Origin of the sequence: Pseudoxanthomonas wuyuanensis, from assembly GCF_900215535.1 — a bacterium.
Taxonomy (GTDB): Bacteria; Pseudomonadota; Gammaproteobacteria; order Xanthomonadales; family Xanthomonadaceae; genus Pseudoxanthomonas_A; species Pseudoxanthomonas_A wuyuanensis.
Map to the genome: position 1 here is coordinate 105,440 of NZ_OCND01000007.1, position 15,501 is coordinate 120,940.

Sequence of the window (15,501 nt, forward strand, 5' to 3'; positions counted from 1 at the left end):
CAACGGTTGCAGCGGCGTACGCGCCGGATCGCGCCGCGTCAGGCAATGGGCGGTGGCCTGCGATTCCGCGCGAGCGCTTTAGAAACCCAAGCGCTGCGGTCGGTTCACCAGGGCAGCGGCTGCCCCTGCCAGTCCAGGAAACTGCCCGAATCCGCGGGCTCCAGCCGGCCCAGCAACTGCAGCAGCGCGGTCACCGATTCGGCCGGGGTCAGCGTGGCTTGCGCGCCGCCCATGTCGGTCTGCACCCAGCCGGGATGCAAGGCCACCACTTTTATGCCGCGTTCGGCCAGCGCTTGCGCCAGCAGCGAGGTCGCCATGTTCTGCGCGGCCTTGCCGATGGCGTAGCTGGGGGTGCGGAATTCCTGCTTCAGCGCGATCGAGCCAACTTCCGAGGAGATGTTGGCGATGGTGGCGCCATCGGCCAGTTGCGGCGCCAGCGCCTGGGTCAGCAGGAACGGGCCCATGGCATTGGTGCGCAGGCTGGCTTCCAGATCCGCCGGTCGCACACTGCCGAAGCGTTCGCCGCCGCGCAGCACGCCGGCGTTGTTGATCAGCAGATCCAGCGGCTCGCCATCGGTCACCAGCTGCAGTTCGCGCGCGAGTTCGGCGTGGCTGCGGGGATCGCCGACGTCCAGGGGCAGCACATGCAGGCGGCCTGGGTGGTCGCCGGCCAGCTGGTTCAATGCCAGGGCCTTGCCGGGCTGGCGGCAGGCCGCCACCACATGGTGCCCGCGCACCAGCAACTGGCGGACGAATTCCAGCCCCAGGCCGCGGTTGGCTCCGGTCACCAGGCAATGCCGACGATCCATAGCGTTCTCCCTGCGAAGCGGTTCCGGTTGCCGCGGCTGCCAGCGGCCGGACCCTGCCTTGTGGCCTAGTGTAATGACCGCAGGCCGCGGTTAGCATCGGAGGCTGTCCCGGTTCGGCCCATACATACAAGGAGTATCCGATGTCCCTACTGCACCGCCCGCGCATCGCGTTGCTGACCGTTGCCTTGTCCGCCGCGTTGGGAGGACTGGCCTATCTGCCTGAGCCCTCGCAGGCCAGGACAGCGGCCGGAACGGACATCGAGATTCCCTACCAGCAGTTCACCCTGCCCAACGGTCTGCGCGTGCTGGTGCACACCGACCGCAAGGCGCCGATCGTGGCGGTCAATGTCTGGTACCACGTCGGCAGCAAGAACGAGCAGCCCGGCCGCACCGGCTTTGCGCACCTGTTCGAGCACCTGATGTTCCAGGGCAGCGAAAACCATCAGGGCGAGTTCTTCGAACCGTTCGAACTGGTCGGCGCCACCGACCAGAACGGCACCACCAACCAGGACCGCACCAACTACTTCCAGAATGTGCCGACCACTGCGCTGGACATGGCGCTGTGGATGGAATCGGACCGCATGGGCCATCTGCTGGGCGCCATCGATCAGAAGGCGCTGGACGAGCAGCGCGGCGTGGTGCAGAACGAGAAGCGCCAGGGCGAGAACCAGCCGTACGGGCGCCGCATCAGCGCACGCATCTTCGAGGCGCTGTACCCGGCCGGGCATCCCTACAGCTGGCAGACCATCGGTTCGATGGCGGATCTGGATGCGGCCACGCTGGACGACGTGAAGACCTGGTTCCGCAGCTGGTACGGGCCCAACAACGCGGTGCTGGTGCTGGCTGGCGATATCGATGTGGCCACCGCCAGGGAAAAGGTCACCCGCTATTTCGGCGACATCCCCGCCAGCGCCACGCTGGCGGACATGAAGACCAATATCCCCAAGCGCACGCAGGACACCCGCGAGACCCTTCCCGATCGGGTGCCGCAGGTGCGCATCTACCGCGCCTGGCCGGTGGCAGAGCTGGGCAGCCAGGATGCCACCCTGCTGGATCTGTATGCGCAGATCCTCGGCGGCAGTGCCTCTTCGCGACTGGACAGCCGGCTGGTGCATGGCGACAAGCTGGCCGACCAGGTCAGTGCCTACGCCTGGAGCAGCGAAATCAGCGGCACCTTCTTTGTCACCGCCACGGTGAAGGAAGGCGTGGACCCGGCGCGAGTGGAAAAGATCCTCGATGAGGAAATCCAGCGCCTGACCCGCGAGGGCCCCACGGCCCAGGAAGTCGAGCAGGCGCGTACGCTCTACCGCGCCAGCTTCGTCCGTGGCATCGAGCGCATCGGCGGTTTCGGCGGCAAATCCGATGTGCTGGCGTCGTGCGCGGTCTATCTGGACAAGCCGGACTGCTACAAGGACGAACTGGAGGATATGGCCCGCGCCACCCCGGCCAGCGTCCAGGCCGCGGCGAAGAAGTGGCTCGGCACCGGTTCGCATACGTTGATTGTCGAGCCCAGCGAAACGCCGGCCTCGGCGCTGCCGGAAACCGTGCATGCGGCGCCGGCCAGCGCACCGGCCGTGATTCCGGCGCCCGACCCGAAATTCAAGACCGTCAAGTCCGATGTCGACCGCAGCCAGGGCGTGCCGAAGACGGCCAGCTTCCCGGACCTGAAGTTCCCCGCCGTACAGCGCGCCACGCTGTCCAACGGCATGCAGGTGGTGTTGGCCGAGCGCCGCGAGACGCCGGTCGTGCAAGTGAGCATGGAGTTCCCCGGCGGCTACACCACCGATGTCGGCGGCAAGCTGGGCCTGGCCAATTTCGCCATGCAGATGCTGGACGACGGTGCCGGCGACTACAGCGCGCTGGAGCTGGCGGCGCGCAAGGAGGCGCTGGGCGCCGAGATCGGCGTCGGCGCCGGCCTGGATCATTCGGCCGTCAGCCTGTCGGCGCTGTCGGACAATCTGGACGCCTCGCTGGATCTGTACGCCGACGTGCTGCGCCGGCCGACTTTCGATTCCGCGGAAATGGAGCGCGTGCGGGCGACCTGGATCGCCGGTATCAAGCAGGAGAAGGCGCGCCCGCAGACCGCCGCCATGCGCATCATGCCGCCGCTGCTGTACGGCCAGGGCCATGCCTACGCCATTCCGTTCACCGGCAGCGGCACCGAGGCCTCGATCGCTTCGCTGACGCGCGAGGATCTGGTGAACTTCCACCGTAGCCGGTTGCAGCCGGAAAAGGCCCGCGTGGTGGTGGTGGGCGACACCAGTTTGGACCAGATCGTGCCGCTGCTTGAGGCGCGCTTTGGCGACTGGCGCACTCCGGGCGATGCGCCGGCGGTGCCGACGGTGGCCGAAGTGCCCTTGCCGGCCCGGCCGCGGGTATTCCTGATCGATCAGCCCGGCGCCATCCAGTCGAACATCTACGTGGGCCAGCTGGTGCCGTCCACCCGCGACGAGGGCACCATCGATTTCGATTTCGCCAACGGTGTGCTGGGCGGGCAGTTCAGCTCGCGCCTGAACATGAACCTGCGCGAGGACAAGCACTGGGCCTACGGTTCCTACAGCAACGCCACCAACACGCTGGGCCAGCGGCCATGGTTTGCGTCGGCAGCGGTGCAAAGCGACCGCACCGCCGATTCCATCAAGGAGCTGAAGTCCGAAATCACCCGCTTCGCCAGCGGCCAGGCCCCGGCCACGGCCGAGGAAATCGCCAAGATCCGCGCCAGCAACACGCTGGAACTTCCCGGCGCCTTTGAGACGGCCGCCTCGGTACTGGGCCAGATCGCCAGCAACCTGCGCTATGGCCGGCCGGACGACTACATCGTCCGGTACAAGGCACGCAACGAGGCCATCGGGCCGGCCGATGTGAGCGCCGCGGCCAGGCGCCTGCAGCCCGAGGCGCTCACCTATGTGGTGGTCGGCGACCTGGCCAAGATCGAACAGCCGGTGCGGGCGCTGCAACTGGGCGACGTCAGCGTGCTCGACAGCGACGGCAGGCCGCTCCGCAAGGATTGATCCGATGTGGCGCCTAGGCGCGCGGCAACGCGCCGGGGCGATGACTCGCCGGTGCAAGGCTGCAGGCCGGTTGCCGCCGACCGCAGCCGCGGGTTGCGGGCCAATCCCTGGCGGCCGGCACCGGGGACCCGCCGGCCGGAGCGGTCCCGCCGCCGCCGCTGCCGGGGCCATCAGCGATGCCGGCGGGCTGCATCGACCGTATTCATGGCCGATTGCAGCGCCGCTGAGGCAGAATGTGGCCCACCCCAGAGGAAAACCGCGCATGCGTCTGCTTATCCTGTCCGCCACGCTGCTTGCCGTCACCGGCTGCACCTGGGTGTCGCTGGCGCCCGCCGCCAAGGCAGTACGGGTGATTCCCGCCGGTGCGGCGCCGGCCGGCTGCGAAAAGCGCGGCGAGGTCTCGGTTTCGGTCAAGCACGGGGTGGCCTTCTATGAGCGCAACGCGCTCAAGGTCCGCGACGAGCTGGAGACGCTGGCCCGCAACGAGGCCCCCGGCATCAACGCCGATACCCTGCAACCGCTGGCCGAACCGGCCAATGGCGAGCAGCGCTTTGCGGCGTACCGGTGCGGTGGGCGATAGCAAAAGTGTGACTGACATCACTTTATTTTTGGGCCGGTCCGACTCGCGGCAAAGATAAAGATGCGGTGAAAGCCCGAAGCCGGTAACCTTGTCGCCCCTTTCCGCCTGAGCCCTGGCGCTAACTTCGATGCTCTTCAAGAACGTCTCCATCGCGGGACTGGCGCATATCGATGCGCCGCACACGCTGACTTCCGATGAAATCAACACCCGCTTGAAACCCACGCTGGACCGGCTGGGCATCAAGACCGACGTGTTGAACGACATCGCCGGCGTGCGTGCCCGCCGCCTCTGGGATGCCGACGTTCAGGCGTCCGACGCCGCCACGCTGGCGGCGAGGAAGGCGCTGATCGATGCCGGTATCGGCGCCGACAGGATTGGCCTGGTGGTCAACACGTCCGTCAGCCGCGACTACCTGGAGCCGTCCACCGCCAGCATCGTCTGCGGCAACCTGGGCGTGAGCGACCACTGCCAGACCTTCGATGTGACCAACGCGTGCCTTGCCTTCATCAACGGCATGGACATTGCCGCCCGCATGCTGGAGCGCGGCGAAATCGACTATGCGCTGGTGGTGGATGGCGAAACCGCCAACCTGGTCTATGAGAAGACCATCGAGCGCCTCAACGCTCCCGACGTCACCGAGCAGCAGTTCCGCGACGAACTGGCCGCCCTGACCCTGGGTTGCGGCTCCGTGGCAATGGTGATGGCGCGCCGCGAGCTGGCGCCGGATGCCCCGCGCTACAAGGGCGGCGTGACCCGCTCGGCCACCGAGTGGAACAAGCTGTGCCGCGGCAACCTGGACCGCATGGTCACCGACACCCGCATGCTGCTGATCGAGGGCATGAAGCTGGCCAACAAGACCTTCGCCGCCGCCAAGATCGCGCTGGGCTGGGCGGTGGACGAACTGGACCAGTTCGTCATCCACCAGGTCAGCCGCCCGCACACCCTGGCCTTCATCAAGTCCTTCGGCATCGACCCGCAGAAGGTCATGACCATCTTCACCGAGCACGGCAACATCGGCCCGGCCAGCGTGCCAATCGTGCTGAGCAAGCTCAAGGAACTGGGCAAGCTGAAGAAGGGCGACCGCATCGCCCTGCTGGGCATCGGCTCGGGCCTGAACTGCACGATGGCCGAGGTGGTCTGGTAAGGCAGCCCGGTCATCAATGGATGGGCCAGGTGGCATGCATCAATTCAGTTGGGAATTGAACGTATCGCCTTTAACATGTATAAAAAATTAGATTTTCTATACATGGACGGCCCGAATGCCCCTGCTTTCTCTTCAAGACCTTGATCCGGGGCGCTTTGAGACTGCGTCGATATTCAGGCGCCTGAATGTCGCCAGTCGTGCCCTGGCCGAGCTGAAAGGCGTTGCAGCCAGCATTCCCAACCAAAGCATCCTGATCAACACATTGACCTTGCAGGAAGCGCGGGACAGCTCGGCAATCGAAAACATCGTCACCACCCAGGACGATCTGTACCGGGAAGAGGACGCGATCGATGCCGCAGGCACAGCGGTCAAGGAAGTGCTGCGTTACCGGCAGGCCCTGCGCGCCGGCTTCGAGCAGGTTCAGTCCTCCGGTTTGCTGACGCTCAATACCATCCTGCAAATCCAGGAACAGCTGGAATGCAACCGCGCCGGTTTTCGCAAACTGCCTGGCACGGCCCTGCGTGACGGCGCTGGCCAACTTGTATACGAGCCGCCGCAGGACGCGAACGAGGTGTTGCGGTCGATGGGGGAACTGGAACGGTTCATTCACGACACTCCCGGATTTCCCGCCGACCCCTTGGTGAAGATGGCCTTGATCCACCACCAATTCGAGAGCATCCATCCGTTCTACGACGGCAATGGCCGTACCGGGCGCATCATCAATGTGCTTTATCTGGTCAAGGAGGGGCTGCTGGCTATTCCGGTGCTCTATCTGAGCCGCCATATCGTGCGCACAAAACCGGAGTACTACCGCTTGTTGCAGGCCGTACGCGACCAGGATGCATGGGAAGACTGGGTGGCCTACATGCTCGATGCCGTGGCCAATACCGCCGCTGAAACCATCGGCACCATCCAGGCCATCAAGGGCTTGTTGCAAACAACCAAGCAACGCGTCCGTGACGGTTACAAGTTCTACAGTCAGGACCTGATCAACAATCTGTTCAACCACCCCTACACTCGCGTGGAATTTGCGCAGCGAGAGTTGCGCGTATCCCGCCTTACGGCGACGCGCTACCTCGACAAGCTGGCGGAGGACGGTGTTCTGGAGAAGTTGCGTGTGGGTCGAAACAACTACTACGTAAATCGCCCGCTCTTCAATCTGCTGGCACGCGGCGACTAGGCAGCTTTGAAAAGCGATATCCCCTTCCTACCGATTGCTGTCCGCATGAACCTTCCCGGCTACCCGTTTACCCCGCAGAAATTCCAGGTCCGCCCGGGCCTTTCGATGTCGTACCTGGACGAAGGCCCGCGCGACGGCGAGATTGTCGTGATGCTGCACGGCAATCCGTCGTGGAGCTATTACTGGCGCAATCTGGTGACCGGGCTCAGCGATTCGGCCGCCGGCAAAGGCTATCGTTGCATCGTGCCCGACCATATCGGCATGGGCTTGTCCGACAAGCCCGACGACGCGCCGGGTTCGCGGCCGGGCTACGACTACACGCTGCAGTCGCGGGTCGATGACCTGGCCGCGCTGCTGGATCACCTGGGCATTACCGGCCCGGTGACGCTGGCGGTGCACGACTGGGGCGGCATGATCGGTTTCGGCTGGGCCTTGTCGCACGCCGCGCAGGTCAGGCGGCTGGTGATCACCAATACCGCCGCGTTCCCGCTGCCGGCGGCCAAGCCGATGCCGTGGCAGCTGTCGCTGGGCCGCGATTCCAGGTTCGGCGCCTTCATCATCCGCGCGTTCAATGCGTTCTCGTCCGGGGCTTCGTACCTGGGCGTGGAAACCAGGATGCCCGCCGATATCCGCCGCGCCTACGTATCGCCATACGACAGCTGGGCCAACCGCATCAGCACGCTGCGCTTCATGCAGGACATTCCGCTGGCGCCGGGCGACAAGGCCTGGGCGCTGGTGGAAGCGGCGGGCCGGCGTTTGCCGGCGTTTGCCGACCGCCCGGCCTTCATCGGCTGGGGCCTGAAGGATTTCGTGTTCGACCAGCACTTCCTGGCCGGCTTCCGCGCCGCGCTGCCGCAGGCCGAAGTGCATGCCTATGAGGATGCCGGCCATTACGTGTTGGAGGACAAGGCGGCCGAACTGGTGCCGCTGATCCGCGGCTTCCTCGATCGCAATCCGTTATAGAACATCCTCCTTGCGGGAGAGCCGTCCCCGGCGCGGGCTTTTGCTTCCATTAGCCGTAGGATGCGGTAAGCCGTAGGCGCACCGCATCACTCGCGTCTTGGTGAGCAGGAGGTTCCCAGGTTCTCGCCGATTTGGCGATCGATGCGGTTCGCTTTGCTCACCGCATCCTAAGAGCTCTGGTGCCGCTGATCCGCGGCTTCCTCGATCGCAATCCGTTATAGAACATCCTTCTTGTGGGAGCACCGTCCCCGGCGCGGGCTTTTGCTTCCATTAGCCGTAGGATGCGGTAAGCCGTAGGCGCACCGCATCACTCGCGTCTTGGTGAGCAGGAGGTTCCCAGGTTCTCGCCGATTTGGCGATCGATGCGGTTCGCTTTGCTCACCGCATCCTAAGAGCTTGCGGCCAGGAGGCCGCTCCTACGATGTCACGCGACCCAGCCAATCCTCCGGCGTCAGCGCCGGCAGGCCATGGGCGGTTCGCGCCTTGTCGCATTGCGGGCTGGGCTGGCCGGCTTCCCAGGACGCTGCCACCTCGCGACAGACGCTGGGCCGCTGCGGATGGATCGTGCAGCGCGAACGCACGCCGATTTCCGCCTCCAGCGCAATGCAGCGCGGCCGCCGGGCCCAGGTGCCGCGCATCGCCAGCCGGTGCGGGTCCATCGTTTCGGTCAATGCTGCCGGGACCGTGCCGCCGAATGCCGGATCGGCCTCGGACCAGTGAAAGCTGACGCGGTAGTGGGCGCAGCAGGCGCCGCACGACAGACAGGGATGCATGGCGGGGCTTCGGGCTGTGCGCGAATGAGCGGGCGGGTGCGGCATTTTGCCGGCTCTGTTGGCTGACGCAAGCGACAGCAGCGGCGACAATAGCGGTCCGACTTCCGAACAAGGCTCCTGCCCGCCATGGCGCCACAACGCAGCGCTGACGGATCGCCCGGCCCGGACTTCCATGGCCTGGCGTCCGGCTCCGCCCCCCATGCCGGCGCCGCACCGGCCGGGCGCGACCCCTGCAACATCGCCGCCAGCCTGCCGCGGCTGGCGCGCGAGCGCCCAGGGCAGATTGCCATCCGCTGCCCCGGCGCGGCCGGCACTTATGATGTGGAACTCAGCTATGCCGATCTGGACCGGCGCAGCGACGCCATCGCCGCCGGGCTGGCCAGCTGCGGCATCGTCCGCGGCACCCGCACCGTGGTGATGGTGCGGCCGACGCCGGAATTCTTCCTGCTGATGTTTGCGCTGTTCAAGGCCGGCGCGGTGCCGGTACTGGTGGACCCGGGCATCGACAAGCGGGCGTTGAAGCAATGCCTGGACGAGGCGCAGCCGCAGGCCTTCATCGGCATACCGCTGGCCCAGATCGCGCGCCTGCTGCTGGGCTGGGCGCGCAGCGCCAGCCGCATCGTCACCGTCGGCCGCCGCTATGGCTGGGGCGGCACCACGCTGGCGCAGGTCGAACGGGCCGGCGCCGGCAGCGGACCGCAACTGGCGGCAACGCAACCGGACGATGTGGCCGGCATCCTGTTCACCAGCGGCTCCACCGGCGTGCCCAAGGGCGTGGTCTACCGGCACCGCCATTTCGTCGCCCAGATCGAACTGCTGCGCAATGCCTTCGGCATGCAGCCCGGCGGGGTGGATCTGCCGACATTCCCGCCGTTCGCGTTGTTCGATCCGGCGCTGGGGCTGACGTCGGTCATTCCCGACATGGATCCGACCCGCCCGGCCAGCGCCGATCCGCGCAAGCTGCATGCGGCCATCGCCCGCTTCGGTGTGACCCAGTTGTTCGGCTCGCCGGCGCTGATGAAGGTGCTGGCCGACTACGGCCAGGCGCTGCCGACGCTGCAGCGGGTCACCTCGGCCGGTGCGCCGGTGCCGCCGCAGGTGGTGGCGAAAATGCGCGACCTGTTGCCTGAAGATGCCCAGTTCTGGACCCCGTACGGCGCCACCGAATGCCTGCCGGTAGCGGTGATCGAGGGCCGCGAACTGCACAGCACGCGCCAGGCCACCGAAACCGGCGCCGGCACCTGCGTCGGCCGGCCGGTGCCGCCCAACCAGGTGCGCATCATCGGCATCGTCGATGCCGCCATCGCCGACTGGTCGGAGTTGTCGGTGCTGCCGGACGGGCAGGTCGGCGAGATCACCGTCGCCGGTCCCACCGCCACCGACAGCTACTTCAACCGCGACAGCGCCACCCGTATCGCCAAGATCCGCGAACGCCTGGCCGACGGCAGCGAACGCATCGTCCACCGTATGGGCGATGTCGGCTACTTCGATGGCCAAGGGCGGCTGTGGTTCTGCGGACGCAAGACACAACGGGTGGAAACCGCCAACGGACCGCTGTACACCGAGCAGGTCGAGCCGATCTTCAACACGCTGGCAGGCATCCGCCGCACCGCACTGGTCGGCGTGGGCGAACCCGGCAACCAGCGGCCGGTGCTGTGCTACGAACTGCAAACCGGCATTCCCGCGGCTGCGCAAGCGCAGGTGGAAACGGAACTGCGCACGCTCGCCGCCCGTCACCCGCATACCGCCGGTATCGACACCTTCCTGCGCCATACCGGCTTTCCGGTGGACATCCGCCACAACGCCAAGATCGGTCGCGAGAAGTTGGCGCTGTGGGCGGCGAGCCGATTGTGATTGAGGCGTCTCGCTTGGCTCCCTCCCTTGCGCGAAGCGCAGGGGAGGGTTGGGGAGGGGTGCTCTTGCTCTGTTTTGCTATATCCGGTAAAGCGGCGGAAACCGTAGGCAATAGGCAAAGTATTCAACAAGGAGCGACAGGGCATGGACAACCTCCGCCACAGAGCCCGCGAACTACGCAACGGAGCTACCGATGCAGAACGCCATCTGTGGCAACGTCTGAGAATGAAACAACTGGGCGGATTTCGATTCCGCCGGCAGGTTCCCGTCGCCGGCTATATTGCCGATTTCCTGTGCCCTGAAACAAAAGTGATCATCGAACTCGACGGTGGACAGCATTGCCAACAGATGGCCTACGATGAGCGACGAACCCATATGCTTGAGGCTCATGGTTATTGCGTCCTTCGATACTGGAACGATGACGTGCTGACACGGACGGAAAATGTACTCGCCGATATCCTCCGGTCTTTGATGTTGGTACGAGGAAAAAGCAACAACAACAGCACCCCTCCCCAACCCTCCCCTGCGCTGTGCGCAAGGGAGGGAGCTTCCGACAAGCGCAAACGCGAAGAGAACAATCAATGAAAATCCTGGTCACCGGCGGTGGCGGGTTCCTGGGCCAGGCGCTGTGCCGCGGTCTGGTCGAGCGCGGCCATCACGTCATCAGTTTCAATCGCGGCAACTACCCGGTACTGCAGGCGCTGGGAGTCGGGCAGGTGCAGGGCGACCTGGCCGATGCGCATGCGCTGATGCATGCGGCGCAAGGGGTCGATGCGGTCTTCCACAACGCTGCCAAGGCCGGCGCCTGGGGCAGCTACAAGAGCTACCACCTGGCCAATGTGGTCGGCACCGACAACGTGCTGGCGGCCTGCCGTGCGCATGGCATCGGCCGGCTGGTCTACACCTCCACGCCCAGCGTGACCCACCGCGCCACCCACCCGGTCGAGGGCGGCACCGCCGACAGCGTGCCGTACGGCGAAGACTTCAAGGCGCCCTACGCCGCCACCAAGACCATCGCCGAAAAAGCGGTGCTGGCCGCCAACGACGCCCACCTGGCCACCATCGCGCTGCGGCCGCGCCTGATCTGGGGGCCGGGCGATCAGCAGATCCTGCCGCGACTGGTGGAACGGGCCAAAGCCGGGCGGCTGCGCATTGTCGGCAGCGGCGAGAATTACGTCGATACCACCTATATCGACAATGCCGCACAGGCGCATTTCGACGCTTTCGAACACCTTGCGCCCGGTGCGGCCTGCGCCGGCCGGGCCTACTTCATCTCCAACGGCGAGCCCAAGCCGATGCGCGAACTGTTGAACGCGTTGCTGGACGCCGCCGGTGCGCCGCTGGTGGAGAAGTCGCTGTCGTTCAAGGCCGCCTTCCGCATCGGCGCAGTCTGCGAAGCGCTGTGGAAAGTGCTGCCGTTGAAAGGCGAACCGCCCATGACCCGGTTCCTGGCCGAACAGCTCAGCACCGCGCACTGGTATGACATGGGCCCGGCGCGGCGCGATTTCGGTTACGTCCCGCGGGTGTCTTTTGACGAGGGCATCACCAAGCTGAAGGAATCACTCCGCCCCAACGCAGCCGTCACCTGATCCTGATTCGCAGCCGTCCACCATGGGAGGCGCCAATCAGGCGCGAAGATTTCAAGGAGATCCCATGTTGCGTTATGCCGTCATTTTTTTCGTCATCGCATTGATCGCCGCGGTGCTGGGCTTCAGTGGTATCGCCGGCGCCGCCAGCAACATCGCCTGGATCCTGTTTGTCGTATTCGTGATCCTGGCCATCGTGTCGCTGCTGCGCGGCCGAAGGGTCTGACGCAAGCGGTCGCGCCGCAACGCCGGTAGCGCCGGCGTTGCGGCCTTGGCCAACCCGGCACTGGCCGGTTTGGTTGACGCCTTAGCTTCTACCGCGGGCCGGAACGCCTTTGCCGCTAGAATGGCGGCATGCCGACCTCCCCGCTTGATGCCCTGAAACCATTCGCCGGCCGCGCGCTGGAAGCCGCACTGAATCGCGCATTGGCGCTGGATCCCGACACCCGCGCCGCGCTGGCGCCGCTGGAGGGCCGGCGCATCGCACTGGCGCTGGAAACCCCGGCGCTGGCGCTGGAAATCCGTGTCGGCGGCGGCGATCTGCAGGTCGGCCCGGTCAGCGAAATCCACGAGCCGGACCTGGCCGTGCGCAGCACGTTGGGCGGCCTGCTGGCGCAGTTGCCGTTCTTTCGCCGCGACAACGCGGCGCCGGTCGGACGGGTGCGGGTATCCGGCGATGCCGAACTTGCGCGCCGCCTGCAGACGCTGGCGGATCGTTTCGATCCCGACTGGCAACAACCTTTCACCACCGTCTTTGGCGAGGTCATCGGCGTACAGGTCGCCAATGCGGCGCGTACGGCGCTGCGGCAGGTGCGGCAGGCGACGGAGAATCTGGCCGAAAGCGCCGCCGAGTACGTCACCGAGGAGTCGCGCGATGTCGTTGGCCGTGCCGAACTCGATGCGTTCCACGATGATGTCGATGGCCTGCGCGACGATGTCGAGCGGCTGGCGGCGCGCGTGGAACGGCTGGCGGCGCGCAGCGGCGGTGGCGCATGAAGGCGGCGCTGCGGGCCAGCAAGATTGGCCGGGTGCTGTTGCGCTACCGGCTGGACGATCTGCTCGACGACACTCCGGCCGAGCGCTGGCTCAAGTTGGCGCGGCCGTTCGTGCCGCGCGCATCGGCCGAAATCGCCGCGCAGCCGCGCGGTGCTCGGCTGCGCTTGGCGCTGCAGGAACTGGGGCCCATCTTCGTCAAGTTCGGCCAGATCCTGTCGACCCGCCGCGATCTGATTCCGCCGGACATCGCCGAAGAGCTGGCGTTGCTGCAGGACCGGGTCAGACCCTTCGACGGCGATGCCGCACGTTGCATCGTCGAACTGGCGCTGGGGCGGCGAATCGGCGAGGCCTTCGAAAGTTTCGACACGGTGCCGCTGGCCTCGGCTTCGATCGCCCAGGTGCACGCGGCCACGCTGCCGGGTGGGCGCGAAGTGGTGGTCAAGGTGCTGCGGCCGGAGATCGAAAAGCAGATCGCCGCCGACATCTCGCTGCTCAAGTCCGCGGCGGCCTTGGTCGACCGCACCCATCCCAGCGCCGACAAGATCCGTCCGCGCGCCATCGTCGCCGAAATCGAATCCACCCTGGCGGCCGAGCTGGATCTGCAGCGCGAAGGCGCCAACGCCAGCGTGATGCGGCGTTTCTGGAAGGATGCGGACGATCTGTACGTGCCGGAGATCATCTGGTCGCACACCGCCGAGCGCGCATTGACCATCGAGCGCGTACGCGGCATTCCGTCCGACGACATCGCCGCGCTGGACGCCGCCGGCATCGACCGCCGCGCGCTGGCGGCCAAGGGCGTGCGCGTGTTCTACACGCAGGTGTTCCGCGACAACTTCTTCCATGCCGATGCCCACGCCGGCAACATCTGGGTGGACAGCGATCCGGCGCGGCGCGCCAATCCGCGTTTCATCGCGCTGGATTTCGGCATCACCGGCCAGCTGTCGTCGGAAGACCAGTACTACCTGGCCGAGAACTTCATGGCCATCTTCAACAAGGACTACCGCCGCATCGCCGAGCTGCATGTCGAGGCCGGCTGGATGCCGGCCTCCGTGCGCATCGACGAACTGGAAGCGGCGGCACGCTCGGTGTGCGAACCGTATTTCACCCGGCCGCTGTCGGAAATATCGCTGGCCGAAGTGCTGCTGAAACTGTTCCGTACCGCACAGAAGTACGAGCTGACCCTGCAGCCGCAGTTGATCCTGCTGCAGAAGACCCTGCTCAACATCGAAGGCGTGGGCCGGCTGATGGACCCGCAGCTGGATATCTGGGCGGTGGCCAAGCCGGTGCTGGAACGCATCCTGGTCGAGCGCTACAGCCCGCAGCGCGCCGCGCAGGAGTTCCGCAAGCGGCTGCCGGAAATCATGACCCACGCGCCGGACATGCCGCGGCTGGTGCATGCCTGGTTGACCCAGCAGGTCGAAGGCAGGCACGAGCTGGCGATGCGTTCGCAGGATCTGGCCGAGCTGACGCAGATCATGAAGGGCATGCAGCGCCGCGTGGTGGCCGCCATCCTCGGCGTGGGCCTGTTGATCGTGGCGGCGGTGCTGTACGGTTTCGAAGCCGGCGGACCGCGCATCCTGTCCATCCCGGCTTCGGCCCTGATCGCCGGCGTCGGCGGCCTGTGGGCATTGCTGGCGGCATGGCCGCGGAGATAACAAGGACCCCCGTTGTGGGAGCGACGCGAGTCGCGACACGGCCGTTGGAAGCCTTTGCGAGCTACGTCGCTCCTACAATCAGGCATTCTTACCCGGCTTCTTATGGCGCAGGTAGATACCGTGCAAGCAGGTTTCCTGAAACTCTTGATGCTGGGCGGTGCATTGTTGCTGACGCTGCCCGCCGGCTGCGTTCATACCCCAGCCGCTGACCGCAATCCGCTGGCCGAATGGGTGCCATCGCCGAACTACGAACCGCGCCGGCCGATCCTGATCGTCATCCATGCCACCGAGCAGACTTCGGTGCAGCGCAGCCTGGATACCTTGCGCAGCCACAACCGCGGCGGCCCGGTCAGCGCGCACTACCTGATCGGCCGCGACGGCAGCCGCTACCAGCTGGTGGCCGACGACCAGCGCGCCTGGCATGCCGGCGCCGGCCGCTGGGGCACGATTACCGATGTCAATTCGGTGTCCATCGGTATCGAACTGGACAACGACGGCGCCGCGGAATTCCCGTCCGCGCAGATCGACAGCCTGCTGGCGCTGCTGACCGACCTGTGCGATCGCCTGCGCATCCCGCGCACGCAGATTGTCGCCCACTCCGATTTCGCCCCCACCCGCAAGCGCGACCCCAACGTTCGGTTCCCCTGGTCGCGATTGGCCGAAGCCGGCTTCGGCATCTGGCCGGCAGCCGATGCGCCGCCGGCTCCGGCCGGTTTCGACCCATGGCAGGCGCTGCAGCTGATCGGCTACCCGCTGGACGATCGCGCCGCCACCGTACGCGCCTTCCACCGCCGCTTCCGCGGCACCGAAACCGACACGCTGGACGAGGAAGATCTGCGCATCCTGCATGCGCTGACACAGGAAAGGCAGCAGCCGTAGCCAGCCGTCCGGAGGGCTTGGGTCCTGCCGGAGCTGGCGCGGCCGGCGTCGAATTGCGGCAGCAGGAACGG

14 protein-coding genes are annotated in these 15,501 nt (G+C 66.2%); 12 read left to right on the plus strand and 2 right to left on the minus strand.

Translation table 11 applies throughout. From position 1 onward, the window contains the following. Positions 1-104: 104 nt before the first annotated feature. Positions 105-809: an SDR family oxidoreductase gene (locus CRO39_RS14525; RefSeq protein ID WP_097122672.1), complete on the minus strand. Its 705-nt coding sequence runs from the start codon at positions 807-809 to the stop codon at positions 105-107. Between the two features lie 140 nt (positions 810-949). Between CRO39_RS14525 and CRO39_RS14530 the strand changes: the two genes are divergently transcribed. From CRO39_RS14530 to CRO39_RS14550, 5 genes are all read left to right on the plus strand, one after another. Further along, positions 950-3,820 (plus strand): M16 family metallopeptidase, encoded by a 2,871-nt coding sequence (locus CRO39_RS14530; protein WP_097122673.1) that lies wholly within the window; start codon positions 950-952, stop codon positions 3,818-3,820. A gap of 262 nt (positions 3,821-4,082) precedes the next feature. Further along, positions 4,083-4,400 (plus strand): DUF4156 domain-containing protein, encoded by a 318-nt coding sequence (locus CRO39_RS14535; RefSeq protein ID WP_097122674.1) that lies wholly within the window; start codon positions 4,083-4,085, stop codon positions 4,398-4,400. A gap of 127 nt (positions 4,401-4,527) precedes the next feature. Then, positions 4,528-5,544 (plus strand): 3-oxoacyl-ACP synthase III, encoded by a 1,017-nt coding sequence (locus CRO39_RS14540; protein WP_097122675.1) that lies wholly within the window; start codon positions 4,528-4,530, stop codon positions 5,542-5,544. Between the two features lie 115 nt (positions 5,545-5,659). Next, on the plus strand, positions 5,660-6,724 hold the full coding sequence (locus CRO39_RS14545; protein ID WP_097122676.1) for a Fic family protein: 1,065 nt from the start codon (positions 5,660-5,662) through the stop codon (positions 6,722-6,724). A 45-nt stretch (positions 6,725-6,769) separates the two neighbouring features. Next, a complete protein-coding gene (locus tag CRO39_RS14550) occupies positions 6,770-7,687 on the plus strand; it encodes an alpha/beta fold hydrolase (protein ID WP_097122677.1) in 918 nt (305 codons plus the stop codon). Positions 7,688-8,103: 416 nt separating this feature from the next. Here the strand turns inward: CRO39_RS14550 and CRO39_RS14555 are convergent, their stop codons facing one another. After that, complete coding sequence (locus CRO39_RS14555; RefSeq protein WP_097122678.1) at positions 8,104-8,460, minus strand: YkgJ family cysteine cluster protein; 357 nt, start codon at positions 8,458-8,460, stop codon at positions 8,104-8,106. A 126-nt stretch (positions 8,461-8,586) separates the two neighbouring features. Here CRO39_RS14555 and oleC point away from each other — a divergent pair, with 126 nt between their 5' ends. The 7 genes from oleC to CRO39_RS14590 all read left to right on the plus strand — a co-directional run bounded on the left by oleC (position 8,587) and on the right by CRO39_RS14590 (position 15,430). Continuing rightward, complete coding sequence (oleC, locus tag CRO39_RS14560) at positions 8,587-10,314, plus strand: olefin beta-lactone synthetase (RefSeq protein WP_097122679.1); 1,728 nt, start codon at positions 8,587-8,589, stop codon at positions 10,312-10,314. Positions 10,315-10,458: 144 nt separating this feature from the next. Further along, a complete protein-coding gene (locus CRO39_RS14565; protein WP_097122680.1) occupies positions 10,459-10,899 on the plus strand; it encodes an endonuclease domain-containing protein in 441 nt (146 codons plus the stop codon). Continuing rightward, positions 10,896-11,903, plus strand: coding sequence for a 2-alkyl-3-oxoalkanoate reductase (gene oleD / locus CRO39_RS14570; RefSeq protein ID WP_097122681.1), 1,008 nt, complete (start codon positions 10,896-10,898; stop codon positions 11,901-11,903). Before CRO39_RS14565 ends, oleD begins: the two co-directional genes overlap by 4 nt. A 64-nt stretch (positions 11,904-11,967) precedes the next feature. After that, positions 11,968-12,126 carry a DUF1328 domain-containing protein gene (locus CRO39_RS14575; RefSeq protein ID WP_097122682.1) on the plus strand — a complete coding sequence of 53 codons (159 nt, stop codon included), beginning with the start codon at positions 11,968-11,970 and terminating at the stop codon, positions 12,124-12,126. A 128-nt stretch (positions 12,127-12,254) separates the two neighbouring features. Beyond that, a complete protein-coding gene (locus tag CRO39_RS14580) occupies positions 12,255-12,896 on the plus strand; it encodes a ubiquinone biosynthesis accessory factor UbiJ (RefSeq protein ID WP_097122683.1) in 642 nt (213 codons plus the stop codon). Next, on the plus strand, positions 12,893-14,551 hold the full coding sequence (gene ubiB / locus CRO39_RS14585; protein WP_097122684.1) for a ubiquinone biosynthesis regulatory protein kinase UbiB: 1,659 nt from the start codon (positions 12,893-12,895) through the stop codon (positions 14,549-14,551). The genes CRO39_RS14580 and ubiB overlap by 4 nt, the downstream gene beginning before the upstream one ends. Positions 14,552-14,698: 147 nt before the next feature. Next, positions 14,699-15,430: an N-acetylmuramoyl-L-alanine amidase gene (locus tag CRO39_RS14590; RefSeq protein WP_097122816.1), complete on the plus strand. Its 732-nt coding sequence runs from the start codon at positions 14,699-14,701 to the stop codon at positions 15,428-15,430. Positions 15,431-15,501: the final 71 nt, after the last annotated feature.

Excerpts from the sequence above, each read along its gene's own strand:
- CRO39_RS14555 (WP_097122678.1), bottom strand. The coding sequence starts at position 8,460 with ATGCATCCCTGTCTGTCGTGCGGCGCCTGCTGCGCCCACTACCGCGTC.
- CRO39_RS14545 (WP_097122676.1), top strand. The coding sequence starts at position 5,660 with ATGCCCCTGCTTTCTCTTCAAGACCTTGATCCGGGGCGCTTTGAGACT.
- CRO39_RS14590 (WP_097122816.1), top strand. The coding sequence starts at position 14,699 with ATGCTGGGCGGTGCATTGTTGCTGACGCTGCCCGCCGGCTGCGTTCAT.
- CRO39_RS14535 (WP_097122674.1), top strand. The coding sequence starts at position 4,083 with ATGCGTCTGCTTATCCTGTCCGCCACGCTGCTTGCCGTCACCGGCTGC.
- ubiB (WP_097122684.1), top strand. The coding sequence starts at position 12,893 with ATGAAGGCGGCGCTGCGGGCCAGCAAGATTGGCCGGGTGCTGTTGCGC.
- oleD (WP_097122681.1), top strand. The coding sequence starts at position 10,896 with ATGAAAATCCTGGTCACCGGCGGTGGCGGGTTCCTGGGCCAGGCGCTG.
- CRO39_RS14550 (WP_097122677.1), top strand. The coding sequence starts at position 6,770 with ATGAACCTTCCCGGCTACCCGTTTACCCCGCAGAAATTCCAGGTCCGC.
- CRO39_RS14540 (WP_097122675.1), top strand. The coding sequence starts at position 4,528 with ATGCTCTTCAAGAACGTCTCCATCGCGGGACTGGCGCATATCGATGCG.
- CRO39_RS14530 (WP_097122673.1), top strand. The coding sequence starts at position 950 with ATGTCCCTACTGCACCGCCCGCGCATCGCGTTGCTGACCGTTGCCTTG.
- CRO39_RS14525 (WP_097122672.1), bottom strand. The coding sequence starts at position 809 with ATGGATCGTCGGCATTGCCTGGTGACCGGAGCCAACCGCGGCCTGGGG.
- CRO39_RS14580 (WP_097122683.1), top strand. The coding sequence starts at position 12,255 with ATGCCGACCTCCCCGCTTGATGCCCTGAAACCATTCGCCGGCCGCGCG.
- CRO39_RS14565 (WP_097122680.1), top strand. The coding sequence starts at position 10,459 with ATGGACAACCTCCGCCACAGAGCCCGCGAACTACGCAACGGAGCTACC.
- oleC (WP_097122679.1), top strand. The coding sequence starts at position 8,587 with ATGGCGCCACAACGCAGCGCTGACGGATCGCCCGGCCCGGACTTCCAT.
- CRO39_RS14575 (WP_097122682.1), top strand. The coding sequence starts at position 11,968 with ATGTTGCGTTATGCCGTCATTTTTTTCGTCATCGCATTGATCGCCGCG.